Here is a 25,250-nt window from a genome sequence, read left to right as displayed (position 1 = left end):
ATCTAGTATGTTTGCGGCTCTGGTTCTCACTGCGTGTGCTTCGGCGTGCGTTGCCTCATTGGTTACGGCTGTGGTGATACGCCGGCGTGCCAGGGGCCACACGGCTGCGATCACTGATGAGCAGATCTTAGCTCATGAGATCCGCACTCCGTTGTCTTTAATTAAGGGGGCGGCAGAGCTATTGGGTCAGGAGACTGATCCGAGGAAGTGTGAGCGCTTGGCGGCCACCATTGGGGCGAATTCTACGCGCGCGATTGAGGTAGCAGAGTCCTTTTTATTGCAGACGAAGCTTAATAGCGGTTCCCTAACCTTGCAGGTATCGCAGTGTGACGTACGGGGGTTGGTGCGTAGTACTGCCCAGGAGTTGCGAGCTATGAGTGAGGTACCAATTGTGGTGGATGACCCTGGGGATCCTTTGATGATTGACGGCGATCCACAGTTATTGCGACATGCGTTGTGGAATGTATTGAATAATGCTGCACGTTATGCCGGCTCTGATAGCGATATTGTGGTGGGGGTTGAAGAGAGTTCTACTGGGGTGATTGTGACTGTGGCAGATTATGGGCCGGGAATGACGGCACGGCAGCGGCAGAATATGTTTGTGCCGTTTGCGCAATTTGGTCAGGAGCAGTCGCAAGGCCAGGGCCCGGTTGGGGTGCCCTCTGGTGCGGGTTTGGGGATGGCAATTACCCAAAAAATTGTGCAGTTGCATCGCGGGTCGGTGCTAGTAGATTCTATCGCTGATCATGGAACATCAGTGTTGATTACTCTTCCTAAGAATTATCATGCATAGGCGCCGTGTTCTTGTTGTTGATGATGAGCCACAAATGGTTCAGATTATTTCCTATGCCTTGGAGCTGGAGGGATGGGAGGTGTTGTCGGCGGCCTCAGCACAGAAGGGCTGGCAGTTACTTGGAGAATATCGGTGCGATTTAGTGATTTTAGACGTGATGCTTCCCGACGCTTCCGGCTATGCATTATGTGAGCGGATTCGTGCTTCGGGGGATGTTGCTGCAACTCCGGTGATTATGCTGACTGCGCTTGGCGATACGGATAATCGAGTGGAGGGGCTTGAAGCAGGCGCGGATGATTATGTGGCTAAGCCGTTTTCACCAAAGGAGCTGGTGTTGCGTGCTCAAGCAGTGGTGCGTCGTAGCGGTGGAATTGTGCAACAGGAGTCTCAAGAGATTGTTGTTGGCAAGGTATCGGTAAATCCAATAACGCATGCCGTAGCGATTGATGGTCGCAAGGTGGATACAACGGCTACAGAGGGAAAGTTATTGCAGGCGTTGGTTTCACACCCGAACGAGGTGGTTAGCGTGAAACGTCTGCTTAATCAGGTATGGGATACCACGGCGACTCAGGGCGGCCGAAATATGGTGAAGTCAACAACGTATCGCCTCCGTAAGAAATTAGAAAATGCCGGTTTACCTGCAGATTCAATCCTGTCAGTACGGGGCCAGGGATATATTTTCCATCACAAATAACTGCCCCTAATAACAGTAGGTAACAGCACTGTTACTGACTGTTACCGCTACGGGCACTATGGTTACCGAGCTCAGAGCACAATCGAAGCTAGTTGATAAAAATGATTGTGCACAAAGGAGTGCCTCGTATGTTTGCTTGGTTGCAAGCCCCCGGTCCTGCGGCTCCGTTGCCGGCGGAGCAGGCGGACCGCATCTACCCACGGATGCGCCTGCAGGTGTTCATGGGTATTTTCTTGGGATATGCGGGTTTTTATTTGATCCGTAATAATATTTCAGCGATTGCCCCATTGCTTATTGATGAAAGCGGTGCGATTGATAAGCCGGCGATCGGCATTATCGGCAACGCTGTGCTGGTGAGCTATGGCCTTTCTAAGTTCTTTAGTGCCATGGTTTCGGATCGTTCCAATGCGCGTTACTTCTTGCCGTTGGGCTTGGCTTTGTCCGCGCTGATGAACTTGATAGTTGCGTTTGCGCCGTGGGTGTCCGCCAGCGTGGGTCTATTTGCTACGGTGATGTTCCTAAATGGCTGGTTCCAGGGCATGGGTTACCCTCCTTGTGGCCGCATCGTGGTGCAGTGGTTCTCTACAAGTGAGCGCGGTTGGAAGGGTTCATTGTGGAATACCTCTCACAATTTGGGTGCTTTTGGGCTGCCGATCCTCGTCGGTATTGGTTTGAGCATCACGGGACAGAACTGGCGTGCTGCGTACTGGCTTCCTGCTTTGGTTGCGTTGTTGGTTGCGGTGGTTGCGTTCTTCCTGATCCGTGATAATCCACAATCTGTTGGCTTGCCGCCTATCGACGACTACCGCAACGATCCGGCCAAGGTTGCGGAGGATACGGGCGAGAAGATTTCCACAAAGGATTTGGTATTCAAGCATATTTTGCACAATCGCATTATCATGCTGTTGGCCATTGCAAATGTGTTTGTTTATGCCTTGCGTTATGGTGTTTTGCACTGGATTACCACCTATTTGTCCGAGCAGCACCATATGAGTATTGGTAGCGGTTTGATTGGTTTTGCTGCCTTTGAGTTGGCTGGCTTTATTGGCACCGTGCTGTGTGGTTGGTTGTCAGACAACATGTTTAAGGGCAATCGTTCTGCTGCTATTTCGTTGTTCACGCTAGGCGCTGGTTTGTCTATTGCTGCATACTGGTTGGCCCCCGTGGGCACACCGTTCTGGCTAATGGTGATCTTTGTGGCTCTTATCGGTGGCTTCATTTATGGCCCAGTGGGTCTGATCGGTCTGCAAGCCTTGGACCTTTCTCCTCGTAATGTGGCAGGTACTGCTGCTGGTTTCACGGGCTTGTTCGGATACCTGTTGGGCGCCACGCTAGCTTCTACGGGCGTGGGCTTCTTGGTTAAGTTCGCTGGTTGGAATGTTACGTTTATTGTGTTCTTGGTCTTTACCGTTTTGATTCTGGTTATTTTCCAGGTGATCTGGCGTGAGGAGAAGAAGCTGGTACATGATCGCGCTTTGCAGCTTGAGCAGGGCGTGTAGCTCCTAATGAGGAAAAGCGCTGGGGAGTCATTCCCAGCGCTTTTGTTATCGTTGAGCGTAGACGCGAAGGAGAACCATAGTGTTATCTAGATGGCTGCGATTGCTTGCTGTCTGCGTTGTGGCGATAGTGTCAGCGGTTACGGTGTATCGGACTTTGTTTCCTACAAAAACTGCTGTGACTATCATGTGCTCGAATGATGTAACAGTGTGTGAGCAGTGGAAGCATGATATTGCCCATGAGCTGGGACTGAAGGTTCGTTACGTTAGTCTGCCCACCCAGGAAGCATTGAAGCGGCTGCAGACGGGGTCTCATGAATTTGATGTCTGGGTTGGGGGACCCTCGGAGAATTATCGCCTGGCTGCCCGGTTGGGTCTATTGCAGGCAGCGGATTTGCCAGCGGCGGACGCTATTCCGGCGCAGTTTAAAGATCCACAAAATCGGTGGTTTGGGGTGTATGCGTCGGTGTTGAGTGTGTGCAGTGATCGTGATGCATTGGACCGCTTAGGGGTTCCAGTTCCGCGTTCGTGGGCAGACGTGATGCGCCCTGAGCTACGCGGTTGGGTATCGGCGCCGTCACCAGTGTCCTCTGGAACTGGATATGCGATGTTGCTGAGCATGCAGGCAGCCGGATTGTCTCAAGAACAGATTGCCAGGATTGTGGATAATGTAGATCGTTTTACACGATCAGGTAATGCGCCTAGTGACGTGGTAGCGCACGGTGAAGCTGCAGTGGCGATTTCTTATGAGCCGTATTGTCAAAATAAGACCACGCGTTTGGGACGGGATATGGAGATATCTTACCCTGCAGAAGGAACGTCATTTGAGATTGCCTCTGGTGGCGTAGTGGTGCAGAGACATACTAAGTCGGCGGCGTATGAGGTGATGAATTGGTTGTTATCGCCGTCGGGCCAAACTTCTGCTCTAAGAGCAGGATTGCCGCAGATTCCTACAAACAATTTGGTTGCGGACAATATTTCTACGCGCTTGAAAGACTCACACGGCATTGTTGCAGTCGATCCAACGGTTGCCGATTCTGAGCGTGAACAGTGGATGAGCTGGTTTTCGGAGCGGCGCATATGAGGACTGGGTTGTGGATTTTTTCGGTAGCGGTGATAGCCGCTGTTGCCGTGGGCATCCCCTATGCCATGCTGTTCAGCACAGCCGATATGGGCGTAGTAGCAGTACACTCCATCGCATTAAGCAGCAGCATTGCATTGTGCACAACTTATATTGGCACTGTGCATTGGCACGTTGGGAGCGTTGGCAGCAGCACAGTTTTCTCGCGCCTCCGTGGTGCTCCTAGACGTCATCTTGTTATTCCAGCTCACTATCCCGCATTTTGTTATTGGCGCTGACTGGAAGACTATTGTGGGCCGCACCGGCATTCAGCTCTGTTCACAATGCAATTTTTCGGGCCTTATGCCGCTGTTGTTCACTTTTACGATGGCTTTTACTCCGTTGGTGTACTTCGGACAACGCACTGCACTGCGTTCTGTGTCTCCCCGCGAGGTTGATGCGGCTCGGGTGGCTGGCCTTCACGGCTGGGCATTGTTCCGCACAGTATACCAACCGCGTTTGGTGTTGTTTGCTCCGGCCCTCGGTGCGTTTATTTTCAGTGCGGCATTGTCCGATCCTGTCACCCCGAATGTGATGGCGCCGCGGGCCTCCTTGGCGGCAACGCGAGTGTGGTTCCAGAGCGATCAGGCGTGGACGGCGTTGGCGCTCACCCTACCGGTAGCGCTTGCAGTGGTTGTGGCAGGACTAACGTATATGCGTTTGTTGCGCGGTAACCCGGCATTGGTTGAGTTACTTCACCGCACTATCGATACCCCGGGTCAGCCGCATCATGCCGTAGGCGCACAGGTGCGTGCACCACAAATGGTACTGCGTCTATTGGGCGCGGTGGCGGGGTTATTTGTAGTGGTCGCGGCTTATCGCGGGTTTGTGCACGGTTCAGAGACGCCTATGGGTAATGCAGTGGTGAACACGGTGGGCTTGGCGTTTTTAGTGCTGCTGTGTTCCTTGTTGTTGTCGGCGGTTGCATTGGGGGCACGGCGTTCATGCGGCCTACGGTGGGGGCGGTTGGGCCATCGTAGTATCGACGCGGTGTTTGCGTTGTTAGCGTTGCTGCCGGGAGCTGCGATTGGTTGCGGCCTGCGGATTACTGCGCATCATCCGGGAGTGCATGGGCCGTGGGCGTCGTTAAGCCTGGTGTTACTGGCGTGTCTGCCAACTTCGCTGGCTATGACGTATTTTTTGATGGTCTATATTGGGCCATTGATGTCGCGTTCGGAGTATATGGTGTCCTTATTGCAAGGCGTTAGCCCGCTGCGCGCGGTGGCGTCGATTGTGTTGCCGCGCTCAACAAATGTGGTCATTTTGGGCTTTTTGATGGTCTTTTCTAATGCGTCGGTGCTGGCGATGCCATTGTTGTGGGTCGGTTCGCCCGATACTCCCCTTCTTATGCTGCGCCTTTTTACGCTTCTCGACGCCGCCAACTACCCCGCAGCGCTCTACATCAGCATGACTGTGTCTCTTTTTATCGTGTCCCTTGCCGGGGCTATCGTTGTGAGCATTAATGGCGTGGGTCTGGGTGCCTTCGCTAGGAAACAGGTAACACCATGGCGTTAGTACATATTCAGAATCTCAGTGTGACTAGTCGCGGGACGCAGCTGTTAAACAATGTCTCTTTGGATGCCGATCCTGGTGAGCTCATTGTGATCCTCGGGCGCTCCGGGGCTGGCAAGTCCACATTATTGCGTGCGTTGGCTGGTTTGATTCCCGCCACGGGGGTTGTTGAGGTGGATGGGGAGTCTCTTTCGGGGCTCCCACCGCACCAGCGCCCGATTGCCATGATGATGGATCAGCCCTCGTTGTTCCCACACATGACGGTGGAGGACAATATTCGGTTTGCTGGGGATTCTGGGACGCACGTTGCTATGCTCAGCCTTGGTATCGATCATCTTGCGCTGCGCTACCCGCATCAATTATCCACTGGTCAGCAGCAGAAGGTTGCGCTTGCCCGCGCGCTGATTAAACAACCAACATTAATGTCTTTCGACGAACCTCTGGCTCACGTGGATACGTACTCTTCCGAGCAACTCAAGAGCCAGATTTTGCGGACGCACCGCCGCTTGGGTTGTACCACGTTCTACGTTACCCATGACATCAACGAGGCGTTTTCTATCGCCGATCGGATTATTTTCCTCTCCCGTGGGGAGATTATCCAAGATGCTTCACCGCAGGATATGCGTGAGCAGCCTGCTTGTTTGGATATTGCGCGGCATCTTGGTGCCTCGATTTTTGTCCCTACCACCGGCGCTGTCACCTACTCCCCCTTTGGCACTGCCACCGCTGCGGTCACCGCCTTGGGTGCCAACCTGATGATCGATGCCCACCCTGATCTACATTCTGATGATGCGATGGTAGTGGTGGGTTATCCCACGAGTGCCACGGCCACCCCGACTGGCCATCAGGCTCGCCACCTGATGGGTGCAACGGGCCAGGTGATCCGCAATATCTACATGGGCGACCACCACGAGGTGGCCATCGAAACATCACAGGGACGCATCGTGTTGCACTGTTCGCCGGACAACGAGCTGGCATTCGCCGCGATTGGCGACGAAGTCCTCATCCACTGCGACCTAGAGAAAATGTGGGTGCTTCCTGCCTAGGCTACTTCCGGCGAGCTGCTACTTCTTAGAGGCGCACTAAACCAGGGATAGTTCTAATTAATGGCTTTGAGCAGGCCTGCGATGGTGTGCATCGCCTCATCGACATAGCCTTTGAGTTGGGAATCTGAGAGCCCCACGGTGGCGTCGCAACGCGCGCGAATAACCATCCGCGCTGCAGGCTGCCCCAGATTCTCCGACGCTACTTTTTGCCCCTCTTCATCGAGAACAGCACAGATGAGGTCCATGGAGTCGTTGAACTGTGCCGTTGCGTTTATCAGCGCTGCGATATCGTTAGGACCGCTGGCTGGCAGATCTTTAAAGCTGGAGATCTCCAGGACGCGGGCGGATCCTGTTGGGGTTTCCGCTGTATGAACCTCTGCGACAAATTCCCGACCTTTCACGGTCATATGTGCAGTATTTTCAGATACCGTCCCCGAGTACAGCGCCGCAATCCGATCCGCTGTTACCTCTGGTGTCTCAAATTTCGGAGTGTCTAGGTGAGCTGGAATTTCTGCGAAGAGCGGGTGCTGCTCAGGTGGCTCTGGAACCTCAAAGTTTGTCCCAAACATGTCGTCATATAGTGCTGAAGCCTCGGGCAACACGTCCTGAAGCGCCGCCTGAACAAAACGAAGATACTGATCAAACGTTGCTCCGTCCTCGGCGCGTAGCCACGTGCGGCACACAACTGCTGTGTGTCCTTTAGAGGTATCTACGCGGAAGACACCGGTAGAGGAATTCACGTTCAGCATGTGTGCGCCCACCACCGCATGCATAGTGTCTTCTTGGCCGAAGGTTAACGGCCATTCGATTTGCGCGTGATACAGGCTGGGATCATTCCAAAAGTAAACCGTCAGGTCTCCCAGCGTCACCACGTTCACTTCTCCACCGTTGCCGTCGGGGGCAATATCTGTGGAGTATCCCAGCGCCATAAGCGCCATCCGGATCACCGGAGTCTGCGGCTGCTGCTGTTTCTTCTTTCCAAACCCAAAAAATCCCACTAGTCCCACCATACTTTCAATATCAGAGAGCCGTGTGACCCCGGAATAACAACAAGTTCGTCGCCCGCAGCTGCGAGCGTTGCGACGATCTCCTCACGGTTTTTTCCCGGCTCACTCACGTGAACCAGCATTGTGGCTTCAGTATCTTCTGAAAGCGCCACCAACTCCATCCCCCACCTCTTGTTCCAGAAGTAGAGCATCCGAGCAAGTTCCCATGGCAGGGCAACATTTACGCAGCCTTCCCACCGAGTAAACAACACTGCGCTCCAGGAGAAACCCCCAATTTCTACGGAGATCCCCGCAAGATCGGCGAGTTCACTATCTGTTTCTTCGGCAGCGGGATACCTGGCATGAGAACCCGGCCTAACTGCTTCAAAGTATCCCGACTCCGGCAAACCAAACGATTGCGCAGCCTCCGCTACCGAGCAAGCCGCAAAAGAGTCAATGACCTCAACAATCTCAGCCATATCGCCTTCAACGATCTGATCTTCTAAAGATTCTGCTGCGGAATCTGAAATAGTCACATGCCCGGGAGCAGAGGATAATGATGCTGCGGTGGGAACAAAAAGCTCTTGATCCGCGCAGACATCAATTCCAATAGAACCGTTATTCCACTTAGCCATTTTCTCTTGTTCTCTCAGTACAATCCCTGTTCGACCAACCATTGCATATGGTCAGGGCTAAAGCCCATCATTTTCTGACGTTCTTCAAACGGGCGAAAATCTTCATACAGCAATGGTGCATTGATATATGGATTATCTTTACGCTGCATTTTTTTAAATATTGCCTGCCGACCTACATGGAATTTGGTGTCAAAGACTTCTAAACCCAAATTTTTTCCCCAGCCATCAACAACACGATGGTTAAACCACTCATACACCGGACGCTGAGGATCAGGGCGGAAAGTGGGATCGGGTCCCCATCCATTCCAATCGAGATCAAGATGGTTATATGTCTTCCGTCCGAAAGTTTTTTCTTTTTCAGGCCATAAGTTCACTGCGAACTTAGTGAGCCCCTGCGTACCGAGCTCATTCGATGCCCACAGGGATCTCCGAACATCGTCATAAAACCTACTTTGTTCTACAGAGAGCCACCCCGCCTCAACATGCGGCCCCCAGCTGCACGACAAAAAAGTAGGACGTAATCTTCCATGAGCAGGAAAGAAAGGGTCCTTCAGGAAGATTGCGCATGCGATCACGGAGAAAGTTTGAGGCATTCCAAATCCATCAGCATCGCTTATTTTCTCAATACTGGAATACATCGTTGAACCGGCTCCCAGCAAGACGTAATTTGGCCGATTAACCTCCGAGAAATACGACATCGTATGGTCAATGTAAGGATCAATAATCGCAACCCAATCCGGATTGGCCACTTCCTGGATTAAGACATTCCCGTATTCCCAGCCGCGCTGTAGATGTAGCCATTTCTCACGTCCCCCCTACCCACTTCAAATAAAGTCGCTGGAAATTGATCATCAAGGCCGTCTATGTATTCACGGACATACCCCATGAGCTGATCAAAAGACATATTTATATAATAGATTTGAGAATCTAACGGCTGCGTTTTCCGCATATCAACTATTGACATTATTAGTCAGCCCTTTGCAGAATAGTCATTCTGCCTGAATAAAAATTCAAATCACGCAATCTTATATCCAGACGGTCCAAATAACGAAGCATCATATCTGGATTGAATCGCTCTTTTTTCAAACGACAACTATAAAATTCAGGCTCTTCAAAATCGAATATTACGTCGTTTTCCCCGCGCTCATCATTCGATGACCTTTCAAAATGCCAGCCCTCTACATTTTCACAAAAAATACTGAGCCTGGCTGGATTAATATAAAAATCTCCTTCACCAAAATAGCCGCCCCAAGGGTAATCAAGTTTTGAATAATCAAAGCTACAGGAATTGTAATCTGAAGCTTGACTAACCGATACAACCTCAGAGTTTTTGACAATTGGGAAGATCAGTCCTCCAAAAGCGCGGTTCCTAGGAAGAAATGCAATCGCAGAGTCCGCAAGCTCATTAACCCCCATAACCGCTATCCAACGCGGATTCTCCGTCTCTACAGTTATAAATACCCTTCCACCTTGCGGAATCGCATTAACAAAATCTCCCGATTTTACTGTTAAATCATATCTAGAGGGAAACTTTCGAGTCGTCCCCTGGTTCACGTTTAATTGATCCCATGCATACTCAACGGCGCTCTCATATGGAAGATTCACAAACTGAACAAGGCCACCAATTTTATCCTTATGCTCAGGGAAAATATCTTCTTTAAATTCCAAAATAACCAGCTCCCATTTTATGAATTCACTGTTTTGCACGCTGCAATGCAAACTCAGCAATTGCTTTCTTTGCTGCAGGAGGTAAAGAGGCTTCTTCCATCAACTAAATGTTCAAGAACCCTATTCTTCTGGTCTTTTGCAAAATTACGACCTTTTTTACCTGAGGATTTGCAACCTCCGAGGACGGATCCCGTCTCGTTATCAGATCCAAAACGTCACTTGCCTTTACTTTCCAATAGCTAATCTATAGTCCCTGCCATTGGGCGCTTCAATAACTTTGCAATCAGCATCGGGCAGGAGGTGCGACGGCCGCACCAGCGAGTTTGGCTGCACGTGATTCCTCAAAGCAGCAGATAGATGGCTCGAAACATGCGCACCTCACCTAATAAAGAAGTTTTGTTTAAATGGAAGCTAACACGATGAGACTTGCCCTGTACTTGTTTTGAATTTTTACTACCTAAAATAGGGTAAATTAGCCATTTACTAAAAGAATTTCCCCAGTAAAACAATATTTAAGATTATTGCTATATTAATAAATGGGGTATTTTTACACTTCTGACACGATTGCGCCAATTTTTGCGTTTCCCAAACCAAAAAACGCCTACCCCTTCAAACTTCACAGGGAAGCTCGAAGGGGTAGGCGTCGTAAAGCTTAAATGCTTAGTTGTTACTTCTTGGTGGCAAAGACACGCTTAATTTCCGCACCAAGGTTCGCGTCAACCTGCGTCCAGTACCAGTACACGCGCTCCTCAACCTCTGGAGAAATACCCGCCATAGCGTTGGTCACGTTATCTACAAAACGCTCTTTCTCTCCATCATCAAAAACTTCACGGTAGAGAATGCCGGCCTGGATAAAGTCATCATCCTCAGCATGCTTTACATAGGCTGCACGGGTGAGATCGGTACCGTGAGGATCGGGGTTAACAAAAAGATCACTTGCCTGACCATAGGTAATTCCCGAAGAGGAAGTCTCACCGTCATCAAGATAACCCGCACCCTTGCTATAGCGGTTTGGTGAGTACACCGGAGCATCCGCCGGGTTGAACTGATAGGCCATTGCCCCTTCATGCTCATAGGTGTTCACTGGAACCACCGGCTGGTTGATTGGCAGCTGACGATAGTTTGCACCAATGCGCGTGCGCTGAGCATCTGCGTAAGCAAACGCGCGAGCCATCAGCATACGGTCAGGCGACAGGCCTACACCTGGCACCAAGTTGGATGGGTCGAGCGCCAGCTGCTCAATCTGAGTGAAAAAGTTCTTTGGGTTGCGGTTAAGAACAAAGTAACCGACATCAACCAGCGGATAGTCCTTCTGCGACCACGTCTTGGTCAGGTCAAAGGGGTTCCAACGGTAGTTTTCCGCATCCTCAAAAGGCATAATCTGAACCTTGACATCCCAGATCGGGAAGTCGCCGTGAGCGATAGCGTTGTAGAGGTCCTCGCGATGATGGTCGGCATTCTTACCAGCCATCTCTTGAGCCTCAGCATCAGTAAAGGTATCCCAGCCCTGACGGGACTTAAAGTGATACTTAACCCATACCGGCTTACCCTCCTCATTGATCCACTGGAAGGTGTGAGAACCAAAGCCATCCTGGTGGCGAGAAGTCTTAGGGGTACCGCGATCACCCATGAGGTAGGTCACCTGGTGCGCAGACTCAGGAGTACGGGTCCAGAAGTCCCACTGCATATCCGCATCCCGGAGCCCATTACGGCCTAGACGCTTCTGAGAGTGGATGAAATCCGGGAACTTAATGGCGTCGCGCAGGAAGAAGGTGGGGGTGTTGTTGCCCACGATGTCATAGTTACCATCCTGGGTCCAGAAACGTAGAGCGAATCCGTGCACGTCACGCCAAGTATCCGGGGAGCCCTGCTCGCCAGCCACCGTGGAGAATCGGATAGCCATCGGGGTGACAGTGCCCTTTTGGAAGAGCTTAGCCTTGGTGTATGCCGATACATCCTCAGTGATGTGCAGCTCACCAAAGGCGCCGTGGCCTTTAGCGTGGGGATTGCGCTCTGGGACGCGCTCGCGGTTGAAGTGAGCGAGCTTCTCAATCAGGTGGAGGTCATTGAGAACATTAGCCCCCTGAGGTCCCGCAGTGATGGAGATGTTCTCGCTAGGAACCGGCTGGCCACCTTCGCGTGTTGTGTAAGCAACAGGTTCAGTGCGCTCTCCGGCGCCGAGAATGGGATCGACTGGTGAGTTCATGAAAAATTCCCTCCTTTAAGGGCTGGCTTTGGAGTGGGTCTTAACTTAAAAATAACCTTACATTGAAAACTAAAACCTTGCAACAGATTTTTATTGAGAGGTTCACCTTACAACTTTAGTTTAGGTGGTAAAGTCCTTAGTTATGAAGAACTCGGAACGCGATGATCGCGTCACCCAACTGGCACTCGCTGCCGGCCGCGGCGACAAAACCGCGCTCACCGAGTTCATCCGAGAGACCCAAAATGACGTCTGGCGCCTGCTCGCCCACCTAGGGGGCAGCGAAATCGCCGACGATCTCACCCAAGAGACCTACCTCCGCGTCATGGGCGCCCTACCCCGCTTTGCGGCACGCTCATCGGCAAGAACATGGTTACTCTCACTCGCACGCCGCGTATGGGTAGACAATATCCGTCATGACATGGCCCGCCCCCGCAAATCCTCCGCAGAAGTAGAGGACCTTGACCCCGCCGTGCTCTCCACCAATGGCGAAACCACCTGGTCCGACTGGATTGACGTCCGTTTGCTTATCGACGCCCTCCCTACCGAGCGTCGTGAAGCCCTCATTCTGACGCAAGTGCTCGGTTACTCCTACGAGGAAGCAGCAAAAATCGCCAACGTCCGCATCGGCACCATTCGCTCCCGCGTAGCTCGCGCGCGTGCCGACGTGATCGCAGCAGCCGGGCGCCCCAATGCAGCTAGCGCCTAAATAAATACACAAACGCGGCACCTCCTTGAATACGAGGAAGTACCGCGCCTGCAGAAATTACGCCTTGCTTACACAAGCAGCTCCGCGATCTGAATAGCATTCAGCGCTGCGCCTTTACGCAGGTTATCGCCAGAAACCACGAACACCAGGCCTTTATTGTTATCAACCGTTTGATCCTGACGGATACGGCCAACCAAAGAATCATCACGACCAGCAGCCGCAAGCGGAGTAGGAACGTCTACTACTTCTACGCCGGGGGCGTCGGCAAGCACTGCCCGTGCCTGATCAGGCGTAATAGCTTTTTCAAATTCCGCATGCACCACCATTGTGTGTCCAGTGAACACTGGGATACGCACGCACGTACCTGCCACTTTAAGCTCGGGAAGTCCAAGGATCTTGCGCGACTCATTGCGCAGCTTCTGCTCTTCATCCGTCTCATTCAAGCCGTCTTCAACCAAGTTGCCGGCAAAAGGAAGCGCGTTATACGCAATCGGCGCAACGTAAGGGCCGAGCTCTTCTGGTGCCTCCACGGAACCATCGTGAACCAATTCCACGCAACGATCACCGATCTCCGCGGTCTGCTTGGCCAGCGTCTCCACACCGGCAAGCCCCGAACCAGAAACCGCCTGATAGGAAGCAACGTGCATCTTGGTCACCGAGGCAACATCGTGCAAAGCCTTGAGCACCGGCATGATTGCCATGGTGGTGCAGTTAGGATTAGCAATAATGCCCTTGACCAGGTTGTTTTTATCCTCGGGATTAACCTCAGAGACGATCAACGGCACATCGGGATCCTTGCGCCATGCGGAAGAGTTATCCACCACAGTGGCACCGGCGGCCGCAAACAAGGGAGCGTACTGCTTAGAGGTGCTGCCACCGGCAGAGAACAGCGCAACATCAATGCCTTTGAGAGAATCTTCAGTCTGAGCTGCGAGGTCTTCCACCTCGATGTCCTCACCGTTAAACTGCAGCGTAGTTCCAGCAGAACGCGCAGAGGCGAAAAAACGCACCTTATCTGCAGGGAACTTTCGCTCCTCGAGGATCGAACGCATTACCCGGCCAACCTGGCCCGTTGCACCCACGACGGCGACAGTAGTCATAGTCAAAGTTCCCTTCCGTATTGCTCAAAGTACTGCATACTATCTTGCAGCACCCCACCACTAAATACCGAGCCTACACACAAAATCTGGCTTGCCCCAGCCCCACTGTAACCCCTTATCCCACGATACTGTGCAGTGCTTCTCACCCCCTGCTTTCGAGGAATAATGCCGCTAGCAACGCCAAAAGGAGGCGAAAGGTTTCCCTTCGCCTCCTTGGACAGGACGGGGAGCTTAAGAAAGCTCGTTATACATCCTTATTGCTTGTTACCGCGCCTACGGAGGAATACTCCCAACAGCACGAGCAGTGCAGCAATAACAATAAACATCCACACGTTAGCACCAGTGCGTGCCAGAACCTTCTTCTCCTTCTGCGGTTTTTCCTCAGGTGTCTTAGGAGCCGGCTGCTGATCCGACGGCTTCTGCGGAGGTTGAGGTGCAGGAGTCGGGTGCGGGAATATCGGAATGATCGGAATGATCACGATGGGGACCAGCGGGATGAACCACGGGAAATCAGGTTTGGAGTACGCATTGACTGCGGTTACCTCGTACACATTCGAGGGATTCTTGATGGTGATCTGACCATCATCAGCAATCCGGTGAGTCCAGGAAGTTCCGCGGATATGCGCGTCCTTCTCAGTAATCGTGCACTTAGTGCCAGCTGGGAACGACTCGGGAATCTCAGCCTCACCCTCGCCAGTGATGTTCACGGTGCCCTTAATAGTCTCATTGTTAAGAACACAGCTGTAATCAAAGGTAAAGGTCTTATCTTTTGCCTTATCCTTAGCGGGGCCATCCAGCTTCTTTACAATCTTGACCTTGCTATCTGCATGAGCATAGATGTTTTCCGCAGAAACCATCACGTCTTGATTGTCTTGGGTGATGGTGAACTTTTGGTTCTTCCACTCGGTGGCAAGCGTTGCCCCTTTTACATTGGCATCCAATTCTTCCACTGAGCAGCTAGTTCCTACTGGGAACCCACGATCAATTTTTACCTTGCCCTTGCCGTTGGCAACCTGGACGGTCTCAGAACCTTCAGCATCACCGCACTGCCACTTGAATACAAATTCATTGGGTGTGACGATACCTTCTGAGGCTTTCACGATCTTTTCAATGGTGAAGGTTCCCTTGTGCTGGCGGTAGTTGTTCTTTGCAAGAATGCTTACCGACGGCTCATCTTCCGCAGGAACCACAAACTCCGCGGTGTCGCCTGCTACAGCTTTTTCATTGACGCTTAGCTCTACAGTCCATTCGGTGTCTTTAGCGGGAGCAGCAACTTCCGTGACCTTACAGGTAGATCCCGCCGGAATATTGTTGATCGACTTCGGGGTTCCCTCGGTGACCTCTACTTTATCCGTGAAGACGACACCCGTGGGAGCAGTGCAAGTGTAATTAAACGTGTAGGTTTTCGCTTGCAGCTCTTCCAAATTGGTGGCGTCACCAGTCACGTTCTTGGACAGCGTGAAGCCACCTTGCTTCTGCTGATAAGTATTGACTGCAGTAAAGGTTAGGCTCTTATCCTTTTCAATTGTGAAGTCATTCGGATCAAGGTTTGTTCCCTCAATCTTTCCACTCCACGTAAAGCCGTTGGGCACCTTGGCATCCGACTCTTCGACGGTGCACTTTGTACCAACAGCAATGCCCTCGACCTTCTTCGACTCACCGTTCTTGAGCTTGAACTCGCCGCTGTCCGCACCACAGGTGTACTTAAAACCGAATTCTTGGTCTTTGAGTAGTGGCAATGCTTCTGGGTCGGCCTCTATCTTTTTCTGAATAGAGAAACCGCCAAGGTCCTTGCTATAAGAGTTGGTTGCGGCAAATTCTACCGGGGAGCCTTCCCCACCATCAGCCTTGATGGTGACATTACCCTTAGGCTGTTCAGAGGTTAGGGTATAATCGGATACCTTTGCACTTTCAAGGTCTTCCTCGATTGCACACGTTGTCCCCTCAGGATATTCCCCAGATTCCCAGGTCTGCCCAACAGTTACATCTGCGATTTTTTTCTCAGAAACTGCGTCCGCGCCGGGGGCCTTGCAGGTGTAATTAAACTTGAAAACCTTGTCTTTTTCGCCAGCGTCAAGGCCGTTTGTAGTCTTCTTGATAACAAACTTGCCATTCTTTACTTTTGGCTTATCAGGGTAAGTGTTTGTGGCTTTTATCTTGAGGGTGGTGGAGCTGTTCCTATTGAACTTCACCGTTATGCCGTTGTTGGTAGGAACAGTGTAAGCCGGCTTTCCTGTGCCTTCATCGATCACCTCAAATTTAACCTTAACGCCCTCGGGGACATTCTTTTCCGTGATAGTGCATGTAGAGGAAGACTTCTGAGTGAAGGTATTTGAGGTTTCACCTGAAGCAACCGAGATGGGCTGCTTTGTATTGCCACACGTGTAATCAAATTCAAACTTGTGACTTTTATCAGGAGCAGTGTCACCCACTGCCTCTTTTTCGATCTTGACATTGCCTTGGAAACCTTGACCAACGCCGCCTGCATCGCCGCGATCCACCTCAGCCACTACTTCTTTGGTGCCATCGGGAGCATTTTCAATGGTTGCCTTATTTGTAATGATCCGAGATGTATCGTCGGTGATGGCTGTCTCAAGTTCGATCAGTAGCGACTGACCACGCATCAAATATCGACCGTGCTGATCAGGAACTAGCCGTACGATCACACCACCATTTGATTCTTCGCACGTCCATTTACTGGAGTCGAGCGGGGTATCCCTGATAGCGGTATGAGGGAAAGGGGTACGGTCTTTAACCTTTACATCGGAACACCGAACTAGTAGCTGCGGGTTCCCAATATCCTTGATCACTACCGGGCTATAAACATCTGAGTCTGTGGCAGTGCCTACATATATGTTCCAACGTACGGTATCCGTTCTGGAATCATAGCCGCCAACCTTGCCCGATACCTGTCCAACTCCACCGATACCTTCTTCAGGAGTCTTTCCATTCAGAATGCCGTTTCCCCGGCACCCTGAAATGTTTAGAGGATACGTAGTATTCGCAGTAGTATGTCTCCTGTCCCACTGAACAGTAAAAAACGCAGTACCGGAAATATCACCGTGGGTGTTTGCATAGTCAGTAAGAGTAAATGTCCAGGTCTTGGTGGTCGCATCCCACGTTCCCTTAGCCACTTCTTCCCCAGTAGGCGCTGTAAGAGTCAGATCTTTAATACCCAAACGCATGAGCTCATTTGGAAGTTTTAGGGTAAATTGATCGCCAGATTTCGCCCCCGGATCTACTTTCCAATCAAACTGGATATCTGCTCCATCGCCATAAGAGCCAACAAACACTCCATCTTTGATGTGAGTAGTATCTTTCCACTGGATATTACTAATTTCACCCTTACATTCCGCCGCATCAGCAGAAGGAACACTCGGAGAAACCATCAGCCCTGCACAGACAACGCCGACCATCACCAAAGCGATCAGTATGCGTATCAAGGATCTCTCACGCAGCGCGAGTTGCACGTTTTTACTCTCTACCTTATTTTTCACCAGACACCTAAAGACTTTCCTGATCGAGGGGTTCATACGATTGAGGCAAGTGATCAACACTGATATCGCATAAAAATATTGTCCTTCAATATCCCGTAGCTAACTGAACAACAGTTTCTCACGGCCATTGAAGGCAATGGGTAGCAGAAATAATAACAAGATTTATTAATGCTTAGAATTGTTTTACATTTATTTTTACTATCTTTTTCCTTAGAAATTCCAGCTTGCAAAGAGATGTACATCACAGAAAAGCCACTTCCCGCAGGAAAGATGGGGACATAAAAACCCCTTGCGCACCACATACGCAAGGGGTCTCTTACAAAGCATTTTCTTATTTTTTCAATTAACGCCCCGTCCCCGCGTACACCCGAGCCTCTTCATCTCCACCAAGTTCAAACTTTTCATGGAGCGCTCGTGCAGCAGCGGGCAAATCAGTTTCACGGATCAGCACAGAGATACGGATCTCAGAGGTAGTAATCAATTCAATATTGATCCCCTGGTCGCGGAGAGCCTCGCAGAATTCTGCAGTAACGCCTGGGTGCGATTTCATACCGGCGCCGACGAGTGAAACTTTGCCTATTTGATCGTCGTAAAGCACGTTCTGCCAGTCGTTCTTCGACTGCAAATTGTGCAGCAATTCCATGGCGTGGGGGCCGTCGGCACGCGGGCAGGTGAAAGTAATATCCGTGCGGTTATCTTCCAGGGAAGAGATGTTTTGCAGGACTGTATCAATGTTGATCTCGGCGTCTGCAAGGGCACGGAATACCACAGAGGCAGCCCCTGGAGAATCGGGGATGCCCAGGACCGTGATCTTAGCCTCGGAGTTGTCAGTTGCTACGCCAGAAAGTACTGCTTCTTCCACAGGGATATCCTCCATTGATCCGGCAACGAGAGTTCCGGGGTCATTGCTATACGACGAACGAACGCGCAAAGGTACACCAAACGCACGGGCATACTCTACGCTGCGCAGAACAAGAATTTTTGAGCCATTAGCTGCAAGCTCCAGCATCTCCTCAAAGCAGAGCTGATCCAACTTGCATGCATTGCTAACAATACGGGGGTCAGCAGTATAAACGCCGTCCACGTCTGAATAGATCTCACATACGTCAGCATTAAGCGCTGCAGCCAGGGCAACCGCCGTGGTGTCCGAACCACCACGGCCCAAAGTGGTCACGTCCTTAGACTCGCGGTTTACGCCCTGGAAGCCCGCAACAAGACAAATTTTGCCTTCATTCAGAGCTTCACGTACTCGCCCCGGAGTAACGTCCACGATACGGGCATTACCGTGGCGTTCTGTGGTGATTACACCCGCTTGCGAGCCTGTGAATGACTGAGCTTTTGCGCCAAATGACTCGATAGCCATGGCCACAAGTGCGTTAGAGATGCGCTCCCCTGCGGTAAGCAACATATCCATCTCACGCGCGGGCGGCACCGGGTTTACCTGAGCCGCAAGGTCAAGCAGCTCGTCGGTAGTATCCCCCATCGCGGAGCACACCACTACAACGTCGTTGCCTTGCTTTTTAGTGGCCACAATCCGCTCGGCGACGCGACGAATTCTTTCCGCGCTTTCCAGCGAAGAACCGCCATATTTTTGGACGACAAGTGCCACGGGCAACGCCCTTCCCGGAGACATCTGTACTGATGTTCCCCTAGATTAAGACCTTATGATTGCGAATAACTATCATACAGTCTATTTTTTGCACAACAGTAAATAGACCACACGATCGCGTAAGCAATCAAAGATTTTTTGAAAAACCACCTATATTTTTACACCCTCTCGGCACATCATAAAGGGAAAAATACTGTCGCCCGCGTTACTTTGTGTTTATTCTCCCCACGCGTGTGGGGTAGGTGCACCATTTTCCGCGCGTGATGCGTTGTCTAGCAATAACCCGTATAGGCTAGAAGCCGATGTACAGCACTCTTCTTGCTATGGGCTTCGCTCTGGCCTCGGCGCTCACTATCGCCTGGGGCACAGTGGTGCGCCATCGTATCGCAGAAGAGGCCCCTGCCGAAGGCTCCCCCTTTCTACAAGCTATTCGACGCCCCGCGTGGTGGCTGGGTATTTTTACAGCGTTGTCGGGCTACGGACTACAAATTGCGGCCTTAGGGTTTGGCACATTATTAGTGGTACAGCCAATCCTCGTGTTGTCCCTGATGTTTACGCTTCCCCTTTCCGCGCATTACGACGGCCGACGCATGGCATTCGACGAAATAACCTGGGCGGGACTACTCACAGTGTCTGTTGCGGTGCTTGTACTTTTAGGAAATCCTTCCGCAGGCGACCCACAGCCACCCCTGGGCCACTGGCTTCCCGCGCTGGGGATAGGTTTCCTCGTCCTTTTTGCTTTAGAGCGCTACGCCCAAAAGCAGATTAGAAATGAAAAGGCCCTGCTTTTAGGCATAGTCACCGGTGGCATCTATGGCTATGTCGCCGTCTTGTCTAAGGCCACCGTAGATGTTCTCACCCATGGAGGCTTCTTTGCTCTTGCCACCACATGGCAAGGATATTCTCTTGCGGCCGGCGCAATCTTAGGGACCGTTGTGCAGCAGTATGCCTTTAACGCCGGTGCACTGAAAAATTCACTGCCAGCCATGACGGTTACGGAACCCATCGTCGCTTTCGCGCTGGGCTATGCCGTGCTGGGCGAGCAATTCCAGGTAGCAGGGTCTAACTGGCTATGGATGGCGCTGGCTTTAGTAGCCATGATTTTGTCTACGTTTGCGCTATCACGACGCGGCGTTGGCAGTGCATAGTTAAATCGCCCATTCGAACACCGCAATCATATATGCAGAAAACCATGCACCGAACAGCAACCAGCATGTTGCCACTGCGGGTAGCGCATAACGCCTCTGTGAAAATTGGAAAATAACGGGAATTAAAAGCACCACAGCCGGAAGTAAAAGCCGGGGACGTGAATGCATGATGCCGTCGGAAAGCACAACGTTAGCTGTAACAGCGGCGCCAAACAGCCAATACGACAGAGGGAGACGCCTAAAAGACACAATAACTGCGCCCATTGCGCCCACAATAGACGCGATCGACAACAAATAACCCACGTTGTTGCCTTCACGCAGCTGTGTACTCACCCAGATCACAGTAGCGCGACCAAAATCAAAGGTAGAGTGCCATCCTTTGGTCTGAAGCCCAAAGTAGCCGCCGATATCACGAGTATAAGACGACGCATAAAACAGATAGCTCACCAACGGGAGCATAGACACAGCAACGGCGGCCCACGCGCGCCAGTTACGAGCCGCATAGACAGCAACTACCACGGCGAAAGCCGCTACCAGATCAACTGCGGTCAGCCGGAAGAATCCAGCACAAAAAGTAAATGCTCCAGCCAGTAACCAGCGTTTATCTGTCATCGCAACCAAGGCCCAGACAGCGCAAGCCAGAAAAACTGATTCGGTATAGACCATGGTGAACGTAGTGCTCATGGGCGCACCCAATACCAGCATCGCAGCACACAAGCGCAGCCGCCTGTTCGCCCCCATGCGAGCAGCCATCGCCATCACCCCGGCGGTCATTACGATCCCTGCCGCGTAGGAAATCACGAGGGCACTGGTCACATAATTTAATCGCGTTACTGAGTGCACAGCTGCTATCAGTCCCGGATAACCTGGGAAAAATGCGAGCCTTGTCTGATAGACCTCAGGATCTGGCGCGCCCCCTACATCACTAAAATAGCCATACTTGGCAATAGCCAAATAGATCCGCCCATCCCACTTAGAGATCAAAGACTCAAGGCTGGCGTCGCCGCGCATCCACAACAAAAAAGTGAGTCGAACCAGGGCAGACACTATAAAAAGGACGGCAGCAGCCACCCAATCCTGCCAGATCACCATGCGCCGTGGCCTCACGCTAGGGAAATCCAGCCACATGATAAGGGACCGGTAATGCCGCCTCAGCGGCTCCTTTTCTGAGGCTGTGCGGACTGTGTCCCTGCGCATAAATGTCCGTCTTTCATCTTCGTGTGTCTATCTATGGCGGATGCACCGCATTGTATCTGCATTTACTCCCTCACGACGACACACAAATAAGGCGCTACCCAACAATGTGGATAGCGCCTTATTAAATGCTAGTTAAATAACTAGTCGAGTATTAATCGCGACGACGCAACCTTACAAGGAAAACACCGGCAACGACCAGTAGCAATGCGATCAGCAACGTGTACAGAACGCTAGCGCCAGTAGCCGCCAGCTGCTTCTTCATAGGGGCCTTTGGTGCAGTAGTCGCAGGACTCTGTGGTGCAGCTGTAGCAGGGGACGTAGCCGACCCGGACTCTTTAGGAGCACCGGGAGCTGGCGCTGCCGGAGCACTAGGAGAGCTACTGCCCTGGGAGGATCCCCATGCCAAAGCACCGATAACGGGGATTAATGCAAGAGGAATCAGATACTTCCAGTTAAAGGACGAGTCTTCTTCATTGAACGGATCCGGTATCTCTAGCTCTTGGATTTTAATAAAACCAAAGTCCAAAGAGTTATCCTCAGCGCCTGGCTTTGTAAGGTCCAGAACAGTTTCAGCCTGATCAGTAGAGGAATCTGTTTCTGTTGTTCCCTGGCCAGTCTTAGTTGGCTCATAGCCTTCAGGGACCTCTACGAGCTTCACCGTATACTTCTGTCCGTCCTCTAGCACGGGGAGATCGCTGAAGGTGTACTTGCCGTCCGCACGTGTGGTGACATCCTTGACCGGGTTGCCATTGACGTCTGTTACTGGAGCGCCGTCTGGACCGACGATCTTCAGGGTGACCCCATCAAGGCCTTCCTCGTCCTCATCTTGGATGCCGTTCTCATTAGCATCGACCCATACAAAGTCGCCGACAGATACAGAACCTGGGGCCTCAGGCTTTGTTTCAACAAAACCAAAATCAAGAGAATCGTCCTTGGCACCGTTCTCAGACAGATCTTTATATGTCTCCGCCGAGTCCTTGGAAGAATCATTATCCTCTGTACCTTGACCAGTCTTGGTTGGCTCATAACCAGTAGGAACTGCAACTACCTTCACTGTGTAGTGCTTGCCCTTCTCCAAGGTTGGGAGGTTATCAAAGGAGTACTTTCCATCCGCAGCGGTGGTTACGTTCTTTACTTCTTCCCCATTGATGTCCTTAACTGGTTTGCCCTCAGAATCAACGATCTGAAGCTCTACCCCAGCCAGGCCTTTTTCATCAGCATCCTGAATACCATCATTATTGGAATCAACCCACACGAAGTCGCCGACAGATACAGAACCTACAGGCTCATCAGTGCCCTTTACCGGAACACAGTCCTAGTTGTTCTTCTCTTTTTCCGCGTCTGTGTCGGCCTCATTGTTTTCGTTCCCAAGGTAAACCTTGTTCACTATTCCCTTTGTTGTATCGCTCTGATCCGAGCACTCGCCAATAGCCTCGGCCTCTGCCTTGGTTAAAGCACCGGTGGCTGCGTTATCTGCAGTGCGCCGATAAGTGACCTTTACGCTATATTCTTGACGTTCTTGATCTGCGGTGAAGTCTTTTTCAGCAGAAACCAGATAGCCCTTTTCCTCTTTCTGCGCTGGTTTTCCATCAACAGTAAGAGATTCGACTTCAAATCCGGGAACACTCAGGGGCTGATCCAGTACTTGAGGTGCTTTTCCTGGCATGCCAGGAGTCTCATTTTTTACCGTGATCTTGTGATCGACAATGAGTTTTCCATCCTGAAGTTCACGTGCGGTCGTCCCAATGTGGTTACCAGCATCAGTGCCATCAAGAACCTTAGATACAGAGAACCGAGTCTTTGCGATCAAACCGGCATCAATATCTGTACGGTCTTGCTGCAGGTCCACAACATCCGTAGTTGAAATTAACGACCCTGGAGTGACATCAGAATCCGTGCCATTATTTTGGCCATTATCTGCATTCTTGGTAGTGAAGTCCGAGAAACTTGGAACTCCCGCCGGAAGTTTATCTGCAGGCACCTTTGATGCATCAAACTGCACCTTGTATTTGCCCTTGGGGAGTTTTTCAAAGAGATACTTACCGGACTCATCCGTAATGACCGTGTAAGGCTCGCTTGTACCAGGCTTATTAAAGGCCTTGCCGTTTTCATCGAGCAAAGAAACCTGTACACCAGCGACGCCAGGTTCGGTTGTTGCGTCTCCTTGTTTGCCATCGGCATTGCGGTCAAACCATACGTAGTCGCCGAGAGAAACTACATCCTGATTAAATACAAACTGCGCAGTGGCCGAAGCATCCTCCGGAGGACGGATGAGTCCGACATACACGCCGGAGGCTTGAACATATGTGTAATCAGGTTCAAGACGAAGCCCCGGTCCGGTGGCAGAAGGATCAGTTGCAGGAACAAGACCTGAAGGATTTTTAACGCTCTCAGCCGTAACCTTTGAACCACAGGGATTAGTGAACCTATAGTTCACACGCACTGTTTCTTTAGGGTTTAACCATTCCTTCGAGGTAAAAGGCGGAACATTTTCTGTAATAACCAATTCACCAATCGGATAACCTGATGCGTTACGGTCTCCGGTAGTCACCGGCTTGACCTCTCCGATTAATTTATCGCCAACAAAGACTTTGCCAGAAGTAAGGGTCGGACGATAACGCCCCATATCTTGATACGCCATTGGGAGTAACCGATAATCGTTGACCGACTCAGGGTTGGAAGAAATTACGACATTCTCAACCCAATAGCCAATGTCCTCTTTGAGAAGTTTAGTTTCATAAACAGAATCCCATGTACAAGAACCTTGCCCATCATTGGAGACAAAGGTTGCAGTAGCCAGATCATCTTTTAATGCAACGTCAGCGAGGCGACCCGATGTGACTGTGAGAGAACCGGTAGAGGGGGCAGTATCTGCATTATTCACTTTTGCAGGAATTGCAATCGTAAGCTCAGCAGGCGGGTTCCACGCAGAAGCTCGAAGGGCAGCATCAGCATTCCAAAGCGCATGCATGTTGTTGTTTACTTTAAACAGCCCGTTATTATGGCTTTCCGCTGCTTGCGTAGCGTCATGTTGCCACGCTTCATACTCAGCCCCCAGCACAACAGTCCACTCATTGACGCCTGTTTTAGTAACCACAGCGCCAGCAGGAATACCAAACTTCCCAGCTGCTGGTTCCTCAGTAAAAGGCACCTTCGGATCCTGTGTAATCACCAAACGGACCCATCGCTGTGCGGTCACGTTGTTCGGATCTTGTGGGAAACCGGTTTTTACAGTGTATTTGTAGGTTACAGAGTCCCCCACAGACACCGATTGTTCGCCGCCTACAATTTCAGGCTTTAGTTTTTCCAGGGGTTCAGGGCCAATTTCATTGCGCCCAATATTATCGGAATATGCGCTAGCAGCTTCGGCGGAAGCAGTAGGAACAAGAAAGCCGCTAAAGGTGACGCTTGTTGCTGTAACAACTGCAGAAACTATGCGTCCAAGACGTTTAGTGGCAGGCTGGTTAAAAGGGCTTACTTCATTCAAGTAAGAGTCCGTCCTCGCTTAACTGGACTAAGCCGCACCCACAATTGATACAAAAGGAATTTTACAGCTTGCTACCCACACGGTGTTTAAGGCTGTCGTTTTCAGAATATAAGGGGGAAGTGAAGTGCGCTTAGCGTTTCTTATTAGCCAAAAGAGCCCAGCTCGCAGATACTCTTATCCATCATAAAAGTCTGTCCTCTTTAGGTCAGCCCAGACTATACGTATGCCAAGGGCATAGAAAACAAAAAGCCTGGCGTCTAAGAGGGAAATTTATTTTCTTACACTCCCCAGGCCCGAGTCCCGTCCCCTCTTTCGGAGGTACTCAGACTTGCAAATTTACCTCCCGAAAA

At 51.2% G+C, this 25,250-nt stretch carries 17 protein-coding genes and 2 pseudogenes; 8 read left to right on the top strand and 11 right to left on the bottom strand.

Annotated elements, in window-relative coordinates:
- Positions 1-7: 7 nt before the first annotated feature.
- The 6 genes and pseudogenes from CpATCC19410_RS00965 to CpATCC19410_RS00940 all read left to right on the top strand — a co-directional run bounded on the left by CpATCC19410_RS00965 (position 8) and on the right by CpATCC19410_RS00940 (position 6,661).
- Entirely contained in the window at positions 8-793 is a 786-nt protein-coding gene (locus CpATCC19410_RS00965; protein WP_013241044.1) for a sensor histidine kinase, read from the top strand.
- Positions 786-1,487 carry a response regulator transcription factor gene (locus CpATCC19410_RS00960; RefSeq protein WP_013241043.1) on the top strand — a complete coding sequence of 234 codons (702 nt, stop codon included), beginning with the start codon at positions 786-788 and terminating at the stop codon, positions 1,485-1,487. Before CpATCC19410_RS00965 ends, CpATCC19410_RS00960 begins: the two co-directional genes overlap by 8 nt.
- Before the next feature lie 128 nt (positions 1,488-1,615).
- Positions 1,616-2,986 (top strand): MFS transporter, encoded by a 1,371-nt coding sequence (locus CpATCC19410_RS00955; protein WP_014799924.1) that lies wholly within the window; start codon positions 1,616-1,618, stop codon positions 2,984-2,986.
- 79 nt (positions 2,987-3,065) lie between these two features.
- Positions 3,066-4,067, top strand: a complete 1,002-nt coding sequence (locus CpATCC19410_RS00950; RefSeq protein ID WP_013241041.1) for an extracellular solute-binding protein — start codon at positions 3,066-3,068, stop codon at positions 4,065-4,067.
- Positions 4,064-5,618: pseudogene (locus CpATCC19410_RS00945) on the top strand (ABC transporter permease family protein). Before CpATCC19410_RS00950 ends, CpATCC19410_RS00945 begins: the two are co-directional and overlap by 4 nt.
- Entirely contained in the window at positions 5,609-6,661 is a 1,053-nt protein-coding gene (locus CpATCC19410_RS00940; protein WP_013241039.1) for an ABC transporter ATP-binding protein, read from the top strand. Before CpATCC19410_RS00945 ends, CpATCC19410_RS00940 begins: the two are co-directional and overlap by 10 nt.
- Before the next feature lie 53 nt (positions 6,662-6,714).
- Here CpATCC19410_RS00940 and CpATCC19410_RS00935 read toward each other — a convergent pair whose 3' ends face one another.
- The 5 genes from CpATCC19410_RS00935 to CpATCC19410_RS00910 all read right to left on the bottom strand — a co-directional run bounded on the left by CpATCC19410_RS00935 (position 6,715) and on the right by CpATCC19410_RS00910 (position 12,156).
- Positions 6,715-7,659: a hypothetical protein gene (locus CpATCC19410_RS00935; RefSeq protein WP_014300412.1), complete on the bottom strand. Its 945-nt coding sequence runs from the start codon at positions 7,657-7,659 to the stop codon at positions 6,715-6,717.
- Positions 7,659-8,282: a hypothetical protein gene (locus tag CpATCC19410_RS00930; protein ID WP_014400930.1), complete on the bottom strand. Its 624-nt coding sequence runs from the start codon at positions 8,280-8,282 to the stop codon at positions 7,659-7,661. Before CpATCC19410_RS00930 ends, CpATCC19410_RS00935 begins: the two co-directional genes overlap by 1 nt.
- 14 nt (positions 8,283-8,296) lie before the next feature.
- Complete coding sequence (locus tag CpATCC19410_RS00925; RefSeq protein ID WP_014522324.1) at positions 8,297-9,031, bottom strand: hypothetical protein; 735 nt, start codon at positions 9,029-9,031, stop codon at positions 8,297-8,299.
- A 217-nt stretch (positions 9,032-9,248) separates the two neighbouring features.
- A complete protein-coding gene (locus CpATCC19410_RS00915) occupies positions 9,249-9,950 on the bottom strand; it encodes a hypothetical protein (protein ID WP_014522323.1) in 702 nt (233 codons plus the stop codon).
- A gap of 667 nt (positions 9,951-10,617) precedes the next feature.
- Entirely contained in the window at positions 10,618-12,156 is a 1,539-nt protein-coding gene (locus CpATCC19410_RS00910; RefSeq protein ID WP_013241035.1) for a catalase, read from the bottom strand.
- 142 nt (positions 12,157-12,298) lie between these two features.
- Here CpATCC19410_RS00910 and CpATCC19410_RS00905 point away from each other — a divergent pair, with 142 nt between their 5' ends.
- Positions 12,299-12,862, top strand: coding sequence for an RNA polymerase sigma factor (locus CpATCC19410_RS00905; protein ID WP_013241034.1), 564 nt, complete (start codon positions 12,299-12,301; stop codon positions 12,860-12,862).
- 68 nt (positions 12,863-12,930) lie between these two features.
- Here the strand turns inward: CpATCC19410_RS00905 and CpATCC19410_RS00900 are convergent, their stop codons facing one another.
- The 3 genes from CpATCC19410_RS00900 to CpATCC19410_RS00890 all read right to left on the bottom strand — a co-directional run bounded on the left by CpATCC19410_RS00900 (position 12,931) and on the right by CpATCC19410_RS00890 (position 19,068).
- Positions 12,931-13,962, bottom strand: a complete 1,032-nt coding sequence (locus CpATCC19410_RS00900; RefSeq protein ID WP_013241033.1) for an aspartate-semialdehyde dehydrogenase — start codon at positions 13,960-13,962, stop codon at positions 12,931-12,933.
- Positions 13,963-14,216: 254 nt separating this feature from the next.
- The gene (locus tag CpATCC19410_RS00895; protein ID WP_014400926.1) at positions 14,217-17,519 is read right to left on the bottom strand and encodes a DUF5979 domain-containing protein; all 3,303 of its coding nucleotides are present in this window, start codon (positions 17,517-17,519) and stop codon (positions 14,217-14,219) included.
- Positions 17,520-17,802: 283 nt separating this feature from the next.
- On the bottom strand, positions 17,803-19,068 hold the full coding sequence (locus tag CpATCC19410_RS00890) for an aspartate kinase (protein ID WP_032802334.1): 1,266 nt from the start codon (positions 19,066-19,068) through the stop codon (positions 17,803-17,805).
- A 302-nt stretch (positions 19,069-19,370) separates the two neighbouring features.
- On the opposite strand from CpATCC19410_RS00890, the gene CpATCC19410_RS00885 reads away from it, so the two are divergent.
- Positions 19,371-20,216, top strand: coding sequence for a DMT family transporter (locus CpATCC19410_RS00885; protein WP_013241030.1), 846 nt, complete (start codon positions 19,371-19,373; stop codon positions 20,214-20,216).
- On the opposite strand, the gene CpATCC19410_RS00880 is transcribed toward CpATCC19410_RS00885, so the two are convergent.
- The 3 genes and pseudogenes from CpATCC19410_RS00880 to CpATCC19410_RS00870 form a co-directional block, all read right to left on the bottom strand.
- Positions 20,217-21,308, bottom strand: a complete 1,092-nt coding sequence (locus CpATCC19410_RS00880) for a hypothetical protein (protein WP_013241029.1) — start codon at positions 21,306-21,308, stop codon at positions 20,217-20,219.
- A 256-nt stretch (positions 21,309-21,564) separates the two neighbouring features.
- Positions 21,565-22,671, bottom strand: a pseudogene (locus CpATCC19410_RS00875) (SdrD B-like domain-containing protein); the annotation flags it as partial.
- 57 nt (positions 22,672-22,728) lie between these two features.
- Entirely contained in the window at positions 22,729-24,900 is a 2,172-nt protein-coding gene (locus CpATCC19410_RS00870; protein WP_014300405.1) for an SdrD B-like domain-containing protein, read from the bottom strand.
- Positions 24,901-25,250 lie beyond the last annotated feature (350 nt).

The sequence above is a fragment of the Corynebacterium pseudotuberculosis genome, from assembly GCF_002155265.1.
Lineage (GTDB): Bacteria > Actinomycetota > Actinomycetes > Mycobacteriales > Mycobacteriaceae > Corynebacterium > Corynebacterium pseudotuberculosis.
Note: the sequence above shows the minus strand (reverse complement) of the source record. Positions and strands in the feature narration are given on the sequence as shown.